The organism is Planococcus faecalis (assembly GCF_002009235.1).
Classification (GTDB): Bacteria; Bacillota; Bacilli; order Bacillales_A; family Planococcaceae; genus Planococcus; species Planococcus kocurii.
On record NZ_CP019401.1, the window covers coordinates 1,300,427 to 1,318,927 of the forward strand.

An 18,501-nucleotide genomic window follows, 5' to 3' on the forward strand; every position below is an offset into this window, starting at 1 on the left:
CAGTGTTTTCTAAAGAGTTTAAATAGTTCGCAATAATTTGTGGCAATGTTGTAGAATATAAGTAATCAACTTGAAAGGGTGAACAGTATGAATGTGAAAACCTTACCAGCAAAACCAGGAATTCATCAATTACATAATTACGAAGAAATAGCTGCCAACTTTGATTGGACTGACGTTGAAAAAGAATTTAGTTGGTATGAGACTGGTCGAGTTAACATGGCGCACGAAGCCATTGATCGTCACGCGGATTCCGACCGGAAAAACAAAGTAGCTCTTTACTACAAAGATCAAAATCGTAATGAGTCATACACGTTTTATGAAATGAAGCGTATGACAAATCGTGCAGCTAATTTGTTAAAAGAAAATTCAACATTAGCAAAAGGAGATCGCCTCTTCATTTTTATGCCTCGTTCTCCGGAGCTCTATTTCATGATGTTCGGAGCGTTAAAAATGGGGCTAATTGTCGGCCCGCTGTTTGAAGCATTTATGGAAGGCGCTATTTACGATCGACTTGACGACAGTAGAGCCAAATCAATTGTTACAACGCCAGAACTATTAGAGCGGATTCCTTATGATCGTTTGCCGGAGCTTGAAACGATTTTTCTAGTAGGGGAGAACGTTAAAGCGCAAGACGGACACGTCGATGTGTTGAAACAGTTACCGGTCAGCTCAGATACATTTGATATTGAGTGGTTAGACAAAGAAGATGGTTTGGTTCTTCACTACACATCTGGTTCTACAGGTAAACCAAAAGGTGTCTTGCATGCCCAGTATGCGATGGTCCAGCAGTACCAGACAGGGAAATGGGTGTTGGACTTTAATGAAACGGATATCTATTGGTGTACAGCGGATCCAGGCTGGGTGACAGGAACAGCTTATGGCGTATTTTCACCTTGGTTAAATGGTGTGACGACCGTCATTTTAGGTGGACGCTTTTCTCCAGATGGCTGGTACAAAGCCATTGAAGATTTTGGCGTAACGGTTTGGTATAGTGCACCGACAGCTTTCCGTATGTTGATGGGCGCAGGCGATGCACTAGTAAAAGAATACGATTTATCGACGCTGCGTCATGTGTTGTCTGTAGGGGAACCGTTAAACCCTGAAGTGGTCAGATGGGGAGCGGAAGTATTCGACAAACGTATTCATGATACGTGGTGGATGACTGAAACGGGAGCACAAACTATCTGTAATTATCCATCTGTCGACATTAAGCCAGGTTCAATGGGGAAACCGGTGCCGGGCATCAATGTTGCCATTGTCGATGACCAAGGCAATGTATTGCCACCTAATCAGATGGGGAACTTAGCGATTGAAAAAGGATGGCCAGCAATGATGCGTCAAATTTGGAATAATCCGGCGAAATACGATTCTTATTTCTTAAAAGATAAATGGTATGTTTCAGGGGACTCAGCCTATATGGACGAGGAAGGGTATTTCTGGTTCCAAGGTCGCGTGGATGACGTCATTATGACTTCTGGTGAGCGAGTTGGACCATTTGAAGTAGAAAGCAAATTACTGGAACATCCAGCAGTTGCTGAAGCCGGAGTGATTGGTAAGCCAGATCCGGTACGTGGTGAAATTATTAAAGCGTTTGTGGCATTAAACGATGGCTATGAGCCTTCAGAAGAATTGGTTCAAGATATTCAGCAATTTGTTAAGAAAGGGTTAGCTGCCCATTCAGCACCACGTGAAATTGAGTTTAAAGACAAACTTCCGAAAACACGAAGTGGTAAAATTATGCGTCGAGTACTAAAGGCTTGGGAACTTAATTTGCCAACAGGTGACTTGTCTTCCATGGAAGATTAATAGCAAAAAGCCCGATTCGCTAAACGAGCGAATCGGGCTTTTTTAGTTACGCTGCGTCATCTTCAGCAGGCTTTTCAGGATCTGGTTTTTCAGGTTCTTCTGGTTTCTCAGGTTCTTCTGGTTTCTCAGGTTTTTCAGGATCCGGTTTTTCTTCAACTGGCTTTTCCGGTTTTTCTTCAGGAGGAGTTTCCTCTTCTTCAGGAGGAGTCACAACTTCTTCTTCAACCGGTGGTGTTTCTTCTTTTTCTGGTTCTTTATCTTCAGGTGGTGGAGTTGGTTTTGGTTCAGGCTTTGGCTTTGGTGCAGCAATACTGACACTATTTGAAGCACCTGATTGTTTGCCTGTGATGTCTACAGCAACGACTGTATAACTTCCAGCCCCACTCGCGCTATATGAATTGCTTCTCGATTCCGAAATAGAAGCAACGCGTGAGCCGCCTTTGTAAACTCGGTATCCAACAACATCAGTTGAACCAGAATTGGTCCAGGTAATGGTTTGGCCGCTAATTGCTGCTTGAACAGCTCCAGGAGCAGCGCCATCTGCTTTGAAAGTTGCCCCTGCAACTACTGAAGAGAATTTTGAATTGCCAGGGAACAATTTACCAGCATCTCCGCCGAATGGAGCCAGCATGCGATCAATGTATTTTTGCGATACACCAATGCCTCCACCAGAGACGAATTCGCTTGGGGTAGTTGATAAAGCTGTATAACGTTTACCATTAATTGTTGTAAAGGAACTACTTGTTAAACTATCATCTTGTCCTTTTGGAAGCATAACGTTGGCATTAAACAAATCTGAACGTACAAGGCCAGCACTTTGACAAGCTCCTCCTGGTGCCAAGCCAGAAATTCCGCAAAACGACTTGGTAACGACACCTTCAGGTTGTTTGAAAGTCGACTTTGCTCCAACTAGATCTGGAACTGTTTGATAAGTGGTGTTCATTAAGCTTGCCCACAGTTGGTTGACACGGACAGAAGGCTGTAAATTCGAATTCGGAAAATTATCAAGTGAATATTTTTCGCTATCGTATCCAAGCCATAGACCCATCGTAATGTTTGGGTTATAACCAACTAGCCAAACATCTTTTGTGTTCTGAGTAGTTCCTGTCTTCCCGGCGAAGTCGCCACTAAAATTTAGTAAACTATTCGCTCGGTTCGCGGTACCGCGATCTGTATTAAACACATCTCTTAACATATCGGTCAAAATATAAGCAGTTTGCGGTGTATAAATTTCTTTTTCGGCAACTTTGTGTTCAAAAATGACATTGCCATCTGCATCTTCAATGCGTTGAATCATATACGGCTCAACTTTTTTACCGCCATTTGCGACAGTGGCATAACCACTCGTTAACTCTTCTACAGATCCTTCGACACCACCACCTAAAGCAGTAGCAGGATAATAGTTTGATTCCTCTTTGACTTTGGAGAAGCCGGCATTGATCAAGTAATTGATCGGCATTTGCTCTCTAATTTGACCAAACAAGCGAAGAGCTGGCAAGTTTTGAGATTGTGCTAGCGCATCACGTGCTGACATGATGCCTCGTTCGCTAGAAGGGATGAAGTTTGCAGGCGAGTAACCGTCAGCTAATTTGAATTTCACATCAACAACGGGACTTCCTGCACCAATCGTACCAAGGTCAAGAGCTGGTCCGTAAACGAGTAAAGGTTTTACTGTAGAACCAATCGAACGATATGCTTGAGTTGCGTGATTCAATTCTTCAACTTCAAAATCACGTCCGCCGACAAAACTTAAAATACGTCCTGTTTTGTTTTCCATCATCATACTTCCAACTTGAACAGGAAGGTCTTTCATTTTGTCTCCGCCGTCTTCACTTGGTACGGACAATGTTGTGCCGTAACGTGCATAAGCGTCTTTTGCCTTTTCGTGTGCCAAGTACAGCTCTTTGTTAATGGTTGAGTGAATTCGGTAACCATTTGAACGAACTGCCCGGTCAGCTAAAATTGCATATTCCTCGTACAGCTTATTGTTTTCTTCAAGTGATTTCGGATCTATACCGTCTTTTTCAGCAAGCACATCCATAATAATACGTGCTGCTCGTTTTTCGAGCTCATCTGTAATATACGGTTCGCTATCTCGTGAACGTGATTCGTTTTCGCGAAAATCTTTAACGATGTCATAAGCAATGGCAGCATCGTATTCTTCTTGTGTGATGTACTCAGTTTCTTTCATTCGGAATAAAACGGTTTTCATCCGATCGATTCCTGGTGCCAATCCATCCGCGTCTTTCAACTGGCCAACTGAATTATAAGGTGTGTAGCGGAAAGGGGCTTTTGGTATTCCAGCGATAAAAGCAGATTGAGGCAAGCTCAATTCACTTGCTGACTTGTTAAAGAGTCCATTAGCTGCAGTTTCGATTCCGGCAATGTTAGCACCCGATGAGTTTCTGCCGTACGGTATAATATTGAGATAAGCTTCCATGATTTCATCTTTTGTCATAAATTTTTCAAGACGCATTGCAAGGAGAATTTCTTTTGCTTTTCGCTCGTAAGAAACTTCGTTTGTCAAAATTTGGTTTTTAATGAGCTGTTGTGTCAGCGTCGATCCACCTGTTTGACTATCGGAGTTTGCAACATCTTGAAGTAGGCCGCGGAAGATGGCTTTTGGAACAATGCCTTCATGTTCCATAAAGTATTCATCTTCCGTTGCAAATACAGCGTCGATAGCGGTCTGTGAAATTTTATCAAGTGTTGTTTCTTTTCGTTCCAAGTCAGTCTGAATTTTTCCGATATAGACATCGTTATCAAAAAACATTTCTGACGTTTCCACATAGCTGTAAATTTCGTTTCGCATTTCATCTTCAGAACGAAGCTTTTCTTCATCAACGAGCGAAGCAAAATATCCTGCTCCAACCGATGCAGCAAAAACTCCTCCTGTCACTAAGACAATGGCCAGAATCAAGGCTAAATTCCACAGGACTCCTGATGTTATACTCATTCGCTTGAACCACTTACTTGAAGTCCATCTATCAGTTGTTTCTTCGGCTTTATGAATCCAATTTTTTATTTTATCGTGCACACGATCACCCTCCTAAAATCTTTTATAGTATATCATAAAGTTATAATTGCATCGAAGCATATTGACAATATTGAAAAATAACGTAAACTACTACTATAATTCATATTTAAAACGATGAAGGTCCCGAAGTAGAGTGTGCAATTTTGTTTAGAGAGCTGGTGGGTGGTGCAAACCGGTCAAAATGCATAGATCGAATTACAGGTCTGGAGTTTACGGAAGTGTCCCGTATGGCACATGATGAGAGGGAGACTGTGTTCTCCAAGCTGGGTGGTACCGCGCTAATTGCGTCCCTGCATGAATTTTTCATGCAGGGGCTTTTTTATGTGGTTTTTTATGGCGCTCATCTTTTTAAAAGTTAAAGGAGGAATTGGAATGGCTAACGAATTAATTCAAGATTTACAATGGCGCGGTTTGTTATACCAACAAACAGATGAAGAAGGTATGGAGAAGTTACTAAACGAACAAAAAATTTCATTATACTGCGGAGTCGATCCAACAGCAGACAGTATGCATATTGGGCATATTGTGCCGCTCCTTACATTACGCCGTTTTCAAATGCATGGCCACCAACCGATTTTATTAGTCGGTGGAGCTACAGGCATGATTGGGGATCCTTCAGGTCGCAACGAAGAGCGTCAATTGCAAACGACTGAACAAATTGACCGCAACGTCGAAGGCATCAAAGTTCAAATGGAACAAATTTTTGATTTTCAGTCTGAAAACGGAGCCAAAATGGTTAATAATCGCGATTGGATCGGTGCGATGAACGTGATCGAATTCTTACGCGATTACGGCAAACTGATTTCAGTTAACTACATGCTCGCAAAAGATTCAGTTGCGTCACGTTTAGAGACAGGAATTTCGTTTACAGAATTTGCTTACACGCTTATTCAAGCGATCGACTTTAACCATCTGTACAATGAACACAATTGTCGCATTCAAATCGGTGGTTCGGACCAATGGGGGAATATTACCTCAGGTCTTGAAATGATTCGCAAAACACATGATGAAGAATCTAAAGCATTTGGTATTACCATTCCACTGGTCACAAAAGCGGACGGTACGAAGTTTGGGAAATCAGCCGGTGGTGCAGTTTGGTTAGATCCAAAAAAGACAACACCTTATGAGTTTTATCAGTTTTGGATCAATGCAGCTGATGCAGATGTAATCAAATACTTGAAAATTTTTACATTCATTAGTCGTGAAAATATTGAGACGTTAGAAAAAACGGTTGAAACTGAAGCACATTTACGCCAAGCGCAAAAAACGCTGGCAGAAGAAATGACAAAACTGATTCACGGGGAAGCTGCACTTGCAGATGCTCAGCGTATTACCAAAGCATTGTTCAGTGGAGACTTGAAAGCTTTGTCTTCTTCAGAGATGAAAGCCGCATTTAAAGACGTTCCTTCTGTGGAAATGCCAAAAGAAGACAAGTCAATTGTGGACTTGATTGTAGAAGCCGGTATTTCCTCGTCGAAAAGACAAGCGCGTGAAGATGTTACAAATGGTGCAATTTCAGTAAATGGTGAAAAAGTAACTGACGTAGCATACATTGTTGGTGGAAAAGACCGTTTGGAAGATGCTTTTGCCATTATCCGCCGCGGCAAAAAGAAATACCATATGGTGCAATTTCAATAAAAATGAAGAAAGGACAGCCGGATTTTGGCTGTCCTTTCAACATAGCAGATTAAATTTGCTTTTCTTTAATGAAGCGAGGCAGTTCCATATCATTGAATTCATTCGGGTGAATGAGTTTTCCTAAACGGATAGCGCCTTCAATCAAGCGAGGAGAAGGTCGGCAATACAATTCTTCTTCCATTACATGAATGTGGTTGATAGCGGTCATGTCATCCCAGCCGGGGCGCTTTTTAACGAGTTCCGGTTTTACTTTTGCCGTTAAAATACCGACCCAGGCAAGTAAAATATAATCAGGTTGGCGTTCGAGCACATCGGCCCAATCTGTTTGGATATTAGCAGAATCAGTGTCATCGAACAAATTTCTAGCGCCGGTAATGGCACTGATTTCTGTTAGCCAGTTGATGTTACCTGGTGTGAAAACAGGCTTTGGCCACCATTCCCAGTACAACGATGGACGAGTTGCAGCAAGTTGCCCACGTGTTTTGATGTCTTCAATGACGGCTAGGTATTCGTTATGAACAGTCGTGGCATCGAGTCCACAAGCATGCGCGACCTTTAACAGGTCTTGTCCGATTTCTTCTAATGACTGAGGATCCAAAATAAGGTGAGGGATTTTTCTCCGCACCAACTCGTCTATGTTCCTCTCCATTCCAGGAACACTCAATGACGCCAATACCAAGTCAGGTTGTAACGCTTCTAGTTCATCCATCCGAATCGACAAGTCAGGTCCTAGACGAGGCAATGTTGTAATTTCTTTAGGCCAGTCAGAATAATCATCAACCCCGACGAGTAGATGTTCGGCATCTAAAAATGCTAGTAATTCTGTATTGCTCGGGCAAATTGAAATAATTCGCATTTAGCTCCACCTCCATTTTTTCAGTTTACCATGCCTATTGATTAAATTCTTTCAATTCGGTGAAATTGATAAAACAAAAGCGTGTAAGGAGCTTGGGAAATTTACGTAGTAATTTTTTAAAAAGAGAAAGAGTAAGGCTCCACGTTTAACTTTCAAAAAAATGGGTATTCATAGTTGAGTAGAAAAACTAAACTGCTAAACAACAATGAAATTATTAGTGAGAGCGGGGTGAGGCTATTGCCAAATGAGACAAAAAATTTTCGAACTTGTATTATGCGAGTACCTAATAGTCGATTTGCCGCAATAGCTAATAAATGTTAAAAGACCAAGATTTATATGAACACTTGAACGCAAAAACTTGGGAAATGACTGAAGACTGGTACCATTCACTGGACAAAAGTAAAGCAGGTGTTTATGGTTCGACCGATCCGGATAAAATCGCTCTATTAAAAAAACAAAATCATGAATTTCATCTTTTGTTTTGTACAATGTTTAAAGAGGGGAAGCTTAATTTTAAATCAGACTTTCAGCATTGGATAGACCTGGTTGCCACGGACGAAGCGCATCTCGACACACCTATTGTAGAAGTTATTGGTGAATTTTTTCGGACTCAACAGCAATACTTGGATGAAATTGAACGTTTTTCTTTGAATCATAAAGAGCAGGTAAGTCTTGAAAAGCTGATGGAATGGACAAAAACAATCGTCGAAGTAATTAGTGAGGTAAGTCTTAAATTCACAGATAAAAATTCCAAGGCTGCAGAAAGACGATTGAACTCACAGCAACAAATGATTGTGGAAATGAGTGCGCCAGTTATTCTGTTGGCTAACAAGATTGGAATGCTACCATTGGTCGGCGAAATCACGCCACATCGTGCAGACATTATTTTTGAAAAAACATTGGCACAAAGTTCGAAACACGATTTAGAAAAACTATTTATTGATTTATCAGGCGTACCGATGATTGATACGATGGTTGCGCAACAAGTGTTCCAGCTAATCAAAGGTTTAGAAATCATTGGCGTGAAAGTGGCTTTATCTGGCATTAGTCCAGTCATCGCTCAAACTGCTGTGCAGTTAGGCATTAAATTTATTGATATTGAAGTGTACAACACGCTTGCTCAAGCATTAAAACAAAATAAAGTTGATTCATTGTAATAGAAATCCCTAGAACCAACAAAGGTTCTAGGGATTTTTTTGTGATTTACTATAGTGGAATTTGGTTTTATTTGCGGTGACTATGTGGTTGTTTGCGGGATCGCTCACTTTGTTTGCCCGAAAGACCGGATTGTTTGAAGGGAGAGAATTTATTTGTGGGAAAAGGAGTTTGTTTGCGGATTAAGCTAGTTTGTTTGCAGCGGAGGAGAAGTTGTTTGCGCGATAATCAAGTTTGTTTGCGCTTTCCAAAACCCAAAGAAAAAACCTCCCAATCCTTAAAAAGGTTTGGGAGGTTTTCGAAATCAAGTTGGAATTAACGTGAGTAGTACTCAACGATCAACTGTTCGTTGATTTCAGCAGACAATTCGCTACGCTCTGGAAGGCGTACGAATGTTCCTGTTTTGCTATCAGTATCGATAGTTACGTATTCAGGAACAAAGTTGTTTACTTCGATTGCTTCGTTTACTACATCAAGGTTGTTTGATTTTTCACGGAAAGCAATTGTTTGTCCTGGTTTCACGCTGAATGACGGGATGTCAACGCGTTTGCCATCAACAAGGATGTGGCCGTGGTTTACGATTTGACGAGCTTGGCGACGAGTGCGCGCAAGACCTAAACGATAAACAACGTTATCAAGGCGAGCTTCAAGAAGGATCATGAAGTTTTCACCGTGTTTGCCGTCCATTTTACCAGCTTTGTTGAACAAAGTTTTGAACTGACGTTCGTTCACTCCGTACATAAAGCGTAGTTTTTGTTTTTCTTGTAATTGCAAACCATATTCAGAAACTTTTCTGCGCTGGTTAGCACCGTGTTGACCTGGTGCGTAAGGGCGTTTTTCTAATTCTTTACCTGTGCCTGTAAGGGAAATTCCTAAGCGGCGTGACAGTTTCCATGATGGACCTGTATAACGAGACATATAAGTCTCCTCCTCTATTTTTGGTTTTTAGAGTAAAATAAAAACCAGATGCATTCATGCTGCAAGCCATTTTATATTCTTGTACCTTCGCTCAGCAGCCAAAGAGTTACACGATACACCTGCTATGAGGAATAAAATGGGCAAACACGCACATACAACTGCTGCGATTATTTTACACAAAGCATAGTATAACTGAATTTAGAACTGTAAGTCAACAGTAACCCCTATAGAATAGATAGGCAACCTAACTTTCTTTTTTTGATAGGACAAGGTAGAATGGAAATGAGTATTTATGTAAGCGCTTTCTATAATAGTTAAGGGGTGTATATTTAATGAGAGATAAAGAAATGAACATTGAGACGGCGGTTATCCATAAAGGGTACGACAGCACTAAACATCATGATAGTTTGGTGACACCACTTTATCAAACTTCAACGTATTCGTTTGCAAGTGCCGAGCAAGGGGAAGATCGTTTTGCAGGGAATTGCGAAGGAAATATTTACTCGCGTCTCGGAAATCCAACAGTTCGCGTACTCGAAGAACGAATGGCAGAAATCGAAGGCGGTCAAGGTGCATTAGCTTTTGGGTCGGGGATGGCCTCGGTTAGTGCGATTTTGATTTATTTGACGAAAGCGGGAGATCACGTTCTTTGTTCACGAGGCATTTACGGCTGCACGTTCGGTTTGTTGGAGATTATGGAAGAGAAATATGGCATTACGCATAGCTTGGTGTCGATGACTACTGAAGAAGAGGTAGAAAATGCGATTCGCCCAGAAACGGTCTGCATATACGTAGAAACACCTATCAATCCGACTATGGAACTCGTGAATCTTGAAGCAGTCATGGCGGTAGCGAAAAAACACAACATTCGAGTCGTTGTAGATAATACCTTCTGTTCACCTTACTTACAAAATCCATTGCGAATGGGCGCAGACTTTGTTTTGCATAGTGCGACGAAATACTTGAATGGCCACGGAGATGTAGTTGGTGGCGTTTTAGTCGGAAGTGATGCAGAAGAAATGCAACATATTCGAATGACGGTACAAAAAGACGTCGGTGGTATTATGTCGCCATTTGATGCATGGCTATTGCTTAGAGGATTAAAAACACTTCATGTCAGAATGGATCGACATGTTAGCAATACAAAAGTAGTTTTAGAATTTTTAAAACAACAAGAAATCGTTAAAAATATATATTACCCGTTTGATGACAGTCATCCGCAAGTTGAAATTGCGAAACGCCAAATGCGTGAAGGTGGCGGTTTGATTTCATTTGAAATTGAGGGTGGTAAAAAAGAAGCGCAAGCCTTTTTAAATGCGTTATCACTGATCAAAATTGCTGTTAGTTTAGGAGATGCAGAAACATTGATTCAGCATCCAGCTACGATGACTCATGCGGTCGTGCCACCTGAAAGTAGACAAGCGATGGGCATTAGTGATTCCTTACTGCGTTTATCAGTTGGACTTGAGCATACAGACGACTTAATCGAAGACTTAAACAAAGCATTCGAGCAAGTGAAACCAAAACTTCAAGAAATCTAAAAAAACCCGAAACTCATCAATTGAGTTTCGGGTTTTCATTCGATTATAAATGCTTCATCAACACTTTGGCGAATAGTTCCAAGCCTTGCTGATCTTCTTCTGTGAAACGACTTAACTCAGGGCTATCAATATCAAGAACCCCAATCACTTGATCTTCTTTCATTAATGGCACGACAATTTCAGAACGTGACGCTGCATCACATGCAATGTGACCAGGGAATGCTTGAACGTCTTCCACTAACATGGTTTTTTTATCAGCAACGGCTGTACCGCAAACGCCTTTTCCGACTGAAATTCGTACGCATGCTGGCAAACCTTGGAAAGGCCCAAGAACAAGTTCGCCTTCTTCCATCAAATAAAATCCAACCCAGTTGATGCGTTCAAGAAATTGATTGAGTAAAGCAGAGGCATTACTTAAATTAGCAATGCTGTTTTTCTCACCGTCTAATAAAGCATCTAATTGTTTTGAAAGCATCGTGTATTGTTCAATACTGCTGCCACTGTAATCTGTTTGTGTAAACATAAAGAATTCCCTCGTTTCGGTGTATTGTATGTTGAAAATCAAATCCGCTTAACTTAAGTAAGTATAAATTTTGTCGTAATGCTTATGCAAGCCATTAACACTATGGGCGTCCGAGCCGAACACTAACGGAATGCCGAGTGATTGGGCGAATTCGATATAAGGGAGCGGAGGATAGGCTTCCAAACAATCTGATTTCGAGTACCCCGCCCCGTTTACATCCAGTTCTAAGCCGGTGTTCTTTATTAGCTCGAGAATGTGTCGGATTTGTTTGTTATCATTGATGTTCTCGCCATGTGCTTTTTGGAATTTGTGAATTAATGTGGGATGACCAATTCGGCTGGGTTTGAATTGGCCAAGATCTGCGTAAATCGATTTTTCAAGCGTGTTATAGTAAAGCTGATAGGCAGCTTCTACAGATCCGCAAGCCGTTGCGAGTTCTGTAAATACTTCTTTACTAAAGTCAGCACAAACATAGTGGTCATTTACGTGCAGGAAATGAACCGACAAAATAGAATCATCTAATTCCGGACCAATTTCATCTAAAAAAAGGGCTGTTTCTTTTTCAAAGCCTTCAATGTAATCAACTTCCAACCCTAATCGAATGCGAATATCTTTTTCATAAACATGCTTAAGATGAGTAATTTCATTTATATAGGCAGTTAGCTGAGTTGTGCTCATGCCGCTGTCTTGATCAGGAGTAGGATCTGAAAAGTTAGCTGGAAGTGGAGCGTGTTCAGTAAAAGAGATATCCGTAAATCCGGACTTTATTGCTTTTTCAATATATAATTTTGTTGAGTCTTTTGTCCCGTGTGGACAAAAGGGGGTGTGAATGTGACCGTCTCGCTTCATAAAGGCATCCTCTTTTCTGTCTATTAAAAAATATAATCGCTTTTCTTCTAATTTGGCAAACAAAAGAGTAGAATACATGTTAAAATAAAAGAATCATGAATACATTTACGTATAACTGGTAATGTGATTTTGGAACAGGGGGCTATGTGACTTATGATGGAGTATATCATCATTGCGGTCATCATTCTATTAGCGATAACAATCATTGGTTTTATGTTTCGTAAAAAACATTTAGCTGAAATTGAGCGCTTGGAACAGTTAAAACTGCAAATACAAAATAAACCGATACTTGAAGAATTGACTAAAGTGAAACAGTTGAACATGAATGGCCAGACAGAAGAAATGTTCGAACGCTGGCGCAACGTGTGGACTGAAATTATGGATGTGCATATTCCGAAAATTGATGCTGCTTTATATGATGCAGAAGAAGCAATTAATCGTTTCAGATTCAACAAAGCGACAAAGCTAGAACAAGATACTGAAGTTAAAATTGATCTTGTGGATCAGCAGATGAACGGCATTTTGGTAGAACTAAAAGAGTTGATTGGTAGCGAGGAAAAAAATCGCAGTGAAATTGATCTTCTTCAAGAAAAATACCGTCGTGCACGTAAAAACTTATTGGCTCATCAGCATTCTTACGGGATGGCTGCTGTACCGTTAGAGAAAAAACTTGAGTCTTTTATTCCGTTATTTGATGAATATGAACAACTGACCAATGAAGGGAATTACCTGAAAGCACGTGAAACCGTCATTAGTTTATCGTCAGAAGGCGAAGAGGCGTTTTTACTAGTTGATGACATTCCACCGTTATTGTCGGATGTCCAAACTAAAATTCCTTCTTACGTTGCTGAATTGCGTCAAGGCAAAGAAGAAATGGAAGAGCAGTCTTATTACTTAGGACATTTAGAATTGACTCTTCAACTGGACGAAATAGAAGAAGAACTAGAAGTATTAAAAGAAAATATAACGCTTCTGGAAATTCCACAAACGAAAATTGCAGTCGAAAAAATAAAAGATCGCATTGATTCATTTTATGAACTTTTGGAAAAAGAAGTGGAAGCGAAACAATATGTAGACGAATTCCGCATCGATACAGAGCGTCATTTAGAAGTTGTGGCACGAGATACAAAAGAAATGGATGAAGAGTGTAGATACGTTCAGCATAGCTATAAAATTAGCGAAAGCGAAGCGGCTATTCCAAAGTCATGTATGGATAAAATGGAGCAATTAGCAAAACGCTATAGTTTGCTGGCATCACGTCTCGAAGAAGATCAATCGGCATATTCAAGTCTTCAAGAAGAATTGGTTCATATTCGTGAGGATTTATCGATTGTTGACTCGACACAAATTGATTTTATGACGGCACTTAAGAGCTTGCGCATCGAAGAAAACAATGCGCGCGCGAAAGTAGAACAGTTGAAACGTAAATTGCAAGAAACCGATCGTATTTTGCATAAAGCCAATATACCGGGTATTCCAGAAGACATGGATGTGCGTCTAGAAGAAGCCGAAGAACACCTTTTCGTGACAATCCAGACTTTGCGTGAAGTACCATTAAACATCAAGCTTGTGGATAATTATTTAGAACAAGCTGAAAAAAGTATTGAAGACGGTCATACTAAAGCAGTTGAAATGGTTGAAAATGTACTTTTGATTGAGCGCATCATTCAATATGGCAACCGTTACCGCAAATCCAATCTTCAGTTAGATGCCAAACTTGAAGAAGCTGAAGAATCATTTAGACAGCTTCGTTATACAAAAGCATTAGAAGAAGCGGCAACTGCAGTCGAAAACTTTGAACCAGGTTCGATGAAACGGATTGAAGTGCTGGTTAAAGAAGACGCATGGCGCATTTAAAAACAACATGTAAAGCCACCAGCTAATCTGCTGGTGGTTTTCTTTTCGGAGGTGAACAGATGATTTACTTGGATAATAGCGCAACCACAAAACCAAAAAAAGAAGTGCTCGATGCGTATATGAAAGTAAATGAGCTATTTTATGCAAATCCGTCTTCATTGCATGTGCTCGGAAACCAAGCAGAAGATTTGCTAGAAACCGCACGAACTCAATTAAAAAATCTGTTGCATATGGAGAATGTTGTCTTTACTTCTGGTGGTACAGAAGCAAACAACTTAGCATTGATTGGTACAGCTCAGAGTTATCAGCATAGAGGCAAGCACATCATCACTGCTGAAACAGAGCACCCTTCTGTCTTAAATAGCCTTGTTGCGCTAGAACGACAAGGCTTTAACATCACGCGTTTACCGGTCGATTCTTCCGGAGGTATTCATGTTGATGAATTGAAAAAATCGTTGCAGAACGATACAATTTTAGTTTCATTAATGCATGTCAATAATGAAATAGGCACCATTCATCCAATTGCAGATATTGCTCGTCTGTTAAGAAAAAGACGTATTTTCTTTCATGTGGATGCAGTGCAAAGTATCGGGAAACTGATATTTGATCCAACCGCTTTGCCCGACTTGATCACACTATCGGCACATAAAATTCACGGACTAAAAGGCAGTGGGCTTCTAGCATATTCTGGAGTTGAATTAGAAACGATTCAATATGGAGGAGGGCAGGAATCGGGGATACGCAGTGGTACCGTTTCTGTACCAAATGCAGTCGCTTTAGCAAAAGCATTAAGGTTAGTAGAACCAAATCCACTACACAAACAATGGAATCAAGACTTACGCCAATTTTTCTCAGGGTTTAACGGCGTAAAAATAGTTAGCCCAAAACAAGCTGCTCCTCACATTCTAGCGGTAGCTGTAAAAGGCATTAAAGGTGAGATTTTGGTATCGGGTTTGCAAAAAGAATCGGTCATTGTTTCCACTTCAAGTGCCTGCTCATCGAAAACGCGTCATACGAGTCGAGTAATTCAAGCAATCGGTTTGCCGCGTGAATTTAAAGATGGTGTGATCCGCATCAGTTTTGGAGAATTTACAACAGAGCAGGATATTATTGCACTTAAAACAGCATTTCAGCGGGTATACCGCATGATTAAAGGAGTTTAACGATAAATGAAAATCAATCAAGTTCTCGTACGTTACGGCGAATTATCAACCAAAGGCAAAAATCGCAGTTCATTTATTGGACGGCTGCGAGATAATGTCAGACAGACTTTTTCAGACTTGAAAGGAATCCAAATCAAAGCAGAGCGTGACCGGATGTTTATTACATCAGACAGTGAGCAACAATTGGCACAAGTGATTGAGCGCTTGCCGCATGTATTCGGTATCCAATCGTTTAGTCCAGTAACAGCATGTGAATTAGACATGGAAGCAATGAAAAAAACAGCAGAAGCAGTTATCGCTAAAATTGAAGATACCGATAAAAGTTTTAAAGTATCGGTAAAACGACCATTTAAAGAATTTCCTCACGAAAAACCGGAAATTATGAAAGAACTCAGCTCACATGTATTAAGAGTCTTTCCAGATTTAAAAGTTCAAATGAAAGACCCTGAAATTGATTTGAAAGTAGAAGTTCGAAAAGAAGCTGTTTATATGATGGCCGAAGTGATTCAAGGAGCAGGTGGTTTGCCAGTAGGAGCGGGCGGTAAAGCATTGCTCATGCTATCGGGTGGTTTAGACAGTCCGGTTGCAGGCTATCATATGCTCAAACGTGGCGTTAGACTAGAACTGATTCACTTCTTTAGTCCACCGTTTACCAATGAACGTGCCAAGGAAAAGGTATTTGATTTAGCTGAAAAGCTATCGCAGTTTAGTTCATCCGTCAATTTGCACATCATACCGTTTACACAGCTTCAGCAAGAAGTACACAAGCAAGTGCCGGATAACATCACGATGACTTCGACGCGGCGCATGATGATGCGCGTAGCTGATTTGGTGATGGCTGAGACAAATTGCCGAGCAATCATTACAGGAGAAAGTCTAGGACAAGTGGCAAGCCAAACGTTAGAAAGTTTACAAGCGATTAACGCGGTCACAAACACGCCCATTTTGCGGCCGCTAATTGCGACGGATAAGTTGGAGATTATCGATACAGCTCAAAAAATTGGCACGTACGATATCTCTATCCGTCCGTTTGAAGATTGCTGCACGATTTTTACACCAGCAAATCCTAAAATCAAGCCAAAACTTGAAAAAGTCGAGTACTACGAGAACTTTGTTTCGTTCGATGAAATGATCGGTGAAGCAGTATCTCAAAGAGAAGTTATTAAGTTTCCACGCATTAAAAAGAATCAGTTTGAAGATCTTTTATAATAGCTAAGCTGCCTTTTACAGGCAGCTTTTTTTGTGACGCATAACTTTAGTTCGCGAGTTAGATCTGAACTAAACGCACACAATCAGCAACAGAAAATAAGAGTTCTTTTTAAAAGTTTAACTAGATGAAATTATATGAATAATTAAAAATTTAATGTATAATGATATGGATATAACAATTAGCTCTAGTCAGAGGAGGGAAATAGCATGAAAAGAGAAGAATTACTAGCGCCGGATTCGTATAATTTGGTGGAGGAAATTGAGCGATACGCAACAGGTGACGGCAAACTTGCGATTCTATGGGAAAACGATCAAGGGGAAAAACACCAACTTACATATGATGAATTAATAGAGCACGCAAATCGTGCAGCGAATAGTTTTGAAACAGCAGGTCTTGTTAAAGGTGACGTCGTGCTCGTAATGGTGCCACGTTTGATCGAAGCGTATGTTGCGTATATCGGAGCACTAAAGGCGGGTTTAGCAGTCATTCCCAGCTCTGAAATGCTTCGGGCAAAAGATATTGCGTACCGCTTAAATCATAGTGATGCAAAAGCGGTAATCGCCTATGAGCCGTTCATGGATCAATTCGAAGGTGTGAAGGAAATGGACAATGTCGTGAAGTTTGTCATTGGAAAATCAGGAAGTTCATGGATTTCTTTAGTTGATGAAATGGCTGCCGCTTCTCCTGAATACATAGCAGCGCCTACTAAAAAAGACGATATGGCGTTCTTATCTTATACTTCAGGAACTACCGGCAATCCCAAAGGAGCCGTACATAGCCACGGCTGGGCATATGCACATCTTCGAACGTCAGCGGAGCACTGGCTCGGTGCAAAAGAAGGGGATGTTGTTTGGGCAACCGCAAGTCCAGGTTGGCAAAAATGGATTTGGAGTCCGTTCTTAGCGACACTAGGTAGCGGAGCTACCGGTTTTGTTTACAATGGTAAATTTGATCCGACTATTTATTTAGAACTCATGGAAACACGCAAAGTCAATGTGTTGTGCTGTACGCCGACAGAATACCGGTTGATGGCAAAACAAAAAGATTTAGCCAACTATCATTTGTCCGCTTTGCACAGTGCAGTGTCTGCGGGGGAACCACTTAACGCAGAAGTCATCAATGTTTTTAAAAATCATTTTGACATAGAAGTCCGCGATGGTTATGGCCAGACGGAAAATACGTTGCTGGTCGGAGTTATGAAAGGCATGGAGTCTCGCATTGGTTCTATGGGCAAACCGACGCCTGGCAACCATGTCGAAATCATTGATGAGTTCGGTAACCCGTGTCTAGTTGGTGAAGTGGGGGATATTGCTGTTCATGTTGAGACACCTGCTTTGTTTAAGGAATATTTTAAAGATCCCGAACGAACCAAGATGCAATTCCGCGGAGATTATTATGTAACGGGTGATAAAGCATCAAAAGATGAAGATGGTTATTTTTGGTTTGAAGGTCGAGGAGACGATATCATTATTTCTTCCGGCTATACAATCGGACCTTTTGAAGTAGAAGATGCATTGGTTAAACATCCGGCTGTTCAAGAATGTGCTGTTATTGGTGCACCCGACGAAATACGCGGCACGATTGTCAAAGCTTTTGTCGTACTAGTAGAAGGTCTTACGGCTTCAGATAGTTTGGTAAAAGAATTACAAAATCATGTAAAAGAATTGACTGCACCTTATAAATACCCTCGGGCAATCGACTTTTTAGCAGAGTTGCCAAAAACGGCATCTGGTAAAATTCGACGTGTGGAATTACGCCAGCAAGAACACGCGAAAAAATAAATGCAACCCCAAAAACGGCACTTCTCTTATTAAAAAAGAGTTGCCGTTTTTTGATTTGAACTTGAGCAAGAATGGGTAACGGATGTTTCTATAATTGACGTATGATTATTTACTTTCTGCTCCCATCAAGCCTATAATGAGACTATTATTTCGGAATATAAAATTTA

Annotated in this window: 13 protein-coding genes; 8 read left to right on the plus strand and 5 right to left on the minus strand. The window is 40.8% G+C overall.

The annotated features are described in order from the left end of the window. The first annotated feature begins 87 nt into the window (after positions 1-87). A complete protein-coding gene (gene acsA / locus AJGP001_RS06510) occupies positions 88-1,806 on the plus strand; it encodes an acetate--CoA ligase (RefSeq protein WP_078080290.1) in 1,719 nt (572 codons plus the stop codon). 46 nt (positions 1,807-1,852) lie between these two features. Here acsA and AJGP001_RS06515 read toward each other — a convergent pair whose 3' ends face one another. Further along, on the minus strand, positions 1,853-4,843 hold the full coding sequence (locus AJGP001_RS06515) for a transglycosylase domain-containing protein (protein ID WP_078080291.1): 2,991 nt from the start codon (positions 4,841-4,843) through the stop codon (positions 1,853-1,855). Positions 4,844-5,215: 372 nt separating this feature from the next. On the opposite strand from AJGP001_RS06515, the gene tyrS reads away from it, so the two are divergent. Beyond that, a complete protein-coding gene (tyrS, locus tag AJGP001_RS06525; protein ID WP_071153163.1) occupies positions 5,216-6,481 on the plus strand; it encodes a tyrosine--tRNA ligase in 1,266 nt (421 codons plus the stop codon). 49 nt (positions 6,482-6,530) lie between these two features. On the opposite strand, the gene AJGP001_RS06530 is transcribed toward tyrS, so the two are convergent. Continuing rightward, on the minus strand, positions 6,531-7,337 hold the full coding sequence (locus tag AJGP001_RS06530; protein WP_058385758.1) for a cobalamin-binding protein: 807 nt from the start codon (positions 7,335-7,337) through the stop codon (positions 6,531-6,533). A 314-nt stretch (positions 7,338-7,651) separates the two neighbouring features. On the opposite strand from AJGP001_RS06530, the gene AJGP001_RS06535 reads away from it, so the two are divergent. Then, positions 7,652-8,494 carry an STAS domain-containing protein gene (locus tag AJGP001_RS06535; RefSeq protein WP_071153164.1) on the plus strand — a complete coding sequence of 281 codons (843 nt, stop codon included), beginning with the start codon at positions 7,652-7,654 and terminating at the stop codon, positions 8,492-8,494. Positions 8,495-8,807: 313 nt separating this feature from the next. On the opposite strand, the gene rpsD is transcribed toward AJGP001_RS06535, so the two are convergent. Beyond that, complete coding sequence (gene rpsD / locus AJGP001_RS06540) at positions 8,808-9,410, minus strand: 30S ribosomal protein S4 (RefSeq protein ID WP_058385756.1); 603 nt, start codon at positions 9,408-9,410, stop codon at positions 8,808-8,810. Between the two features lie 332 nt (positions 9,411-9,742). Here rpsD and megL point away from each other — a divergent pair, with 332 nt between their 5' ends. Then, on the plus strand, positions 9,743-10,951 hold the full coding sequence (megL, locus tag AJGP001_RS06545; RefSeq protein WP_071153165.1) for a methionine gamma-lyase: 1,209 nt from the start codon (positions 9,743-9,745) through the stop codon (positions 10,949-10,951). Positions 10,952-10,994: 43 nt separating this feature from the next. Here the strand turns inward: megL and AJGP001_RS06550 are convergent, their stop codons facing one another. Then, entirely contained in the window at positions 10,995-11,474 is a 480-nt protein-coding gene (locus AJGP001_RS06550; RefSeq protein WP_058385754.1) for a GAF domain-containing protein, read from the minus strand. A gap of 48 nt (positions 11,475-11,522) precedes the next feature. Further along, positions 11,523-12,323 (minus strand): histidinol-phosphatase HisJ, encoded by an 801-nt coding sequence (gene hisJ, locus AJGP001_RS06555; protein WP_071153166.1) that lies wholly within the window; start codon positions 12,321-12,323, stop codon positions 11,523-11,525. A 153-nt stretch (positions 12,324-12,476) separates the two neighbouring features. Here hisJ and ezrA point away from each other — a divergent pair, with 153 nt between their 5' ends. From ezrA to mbcS, 4 genes are all read left to right on the plus strand, one after another. Continuing rightward, complete coding sequence (ezrA, locus tag AJGP001_RS06560) at positions 12,477-14,180, plus strand: septation ring formation regulator EzrA (RefSeq protein ID WP_071153167.1); 1,704 nt, start codon at positions 12,477-12,479, stop codon at positions 14,178-14,180. 59 nt (positions 14,181-14,239) lie between these two features. Next, on the plus strand, positions 14,240-15,343 hold the full coding sequence (locus AJGP001_RS06565; protein ID WP_058385751.1) for a cysteine desulfurase family protein: 1,104 nt from the start codon (positions 14,240-14,242) through the stop codon (positions 15,341-15,343). A 6-nt stretch (positions 15,344-15,349) separates the two neighbouring features. Then, positions 15,350-16,552 carry a tRNA uracil 4-sulfurtransferase ThiI gene (gene thiI / locus AJGP001_RS06570; RefSeq protein WP_071153168.1) on the plus strand — a complete coding sequence of 401 codons (1,203 nt, stop codon included), beginning with the start codon at positions 15,350-15,352 and terminating at the stop codon, positions 16,550-16,552. A 207-nt stretch (positions 16,553-16,759) separates the two neighbouring features. After that, on the plus strand, positions 16,760-18,334 hold the full coding sequence (gene mbcS / locus AJGP001_RS06575) for an acyl-CoA synthetase MbcS (RefSeq protein WP_078080292.1): 1,575 nt from the start codon (positions 16,760-16,762) through the stop codon (positions 18,332-18,334). Positions 18,335-18,501 lie beyond the last annotated feature (167 nt).

Coding starts and splice junctions, on each gene's coding strand:
- acsA (WP_078080290.1), top strand. CDS start 88: ATGAATGTGAAAACCTTACCAGCAAAACCAGGAATTCATCAATTACAT.
- tyrS (WP_071153163.1), top strand. CDS start 5,216: ATGGCTAACGAATTAATTCAAGATTTACAATGGCGCGGTTTGTTATAC.
- AJGP001_RS06530 (WP_058385758.1), bottom strand. CDS start 7,337: ATGCGAATTATTTCAATTTGCCCGAGCAATACAGAATTACTAGCATTT.
- AJGP001_RS06535 (WP_071153164.1), top strand. CDS start 7,652: ATGTTAAAAGACCAAGATTTATATGAACACTTGAACGCAAAAACTTGG.
- rpsD (WP_058385756.1), bottom strand. CDS start 9,410: ATGTCTCGTTATACAGGTCCATCATGGAAACTGTCACGCCGCTTAGGA.
- megL (WP_071153165.1), top strand. CDS start 9,743: ATGAGAGATAAAGAAATGAACATTGAGACGGCGGTTATCCATAAAGGG.
- AJGP001_RS06550 (WP_058385754.1), bottom strand. CDS start 11,474: ATGTTTACACAAACAGATTACAGTGGCAGCAGTATTGAACAATACACG.
- hisJ (WP_071153166.1), bottom strand. CDS start 12,323: ATGAAGCGAGACGGTCACATTCACACCCCCTTTTGTCCACACGGGACA.
- ezrA (WP_071153167.1), top strand. CDS start 12,477: ATGATGGAGTATATCATCATTGCGGTCATCATTCTATTAGCGATAACA.
- AJGP001_RS06565 (WP_058385751.1), top strand. CDS start 14,240: ATGATTTACTTGGATAATAGCGCAACCACAAAACCAAAAAAAGAAGTG.
- thiI (WP_071153168.1), top strand. CDS start 15,350: ATGAAAATCAATCAAGTTCTCGTACGTTACGGCGAATTATCAACCAAA.
- mbcS (WP_078080292.1), top strand. CDS start 16,760: ATGAAAAGAGAAGAATTACTAGCGCCGGATTCGTATAATTTGGTGGAG.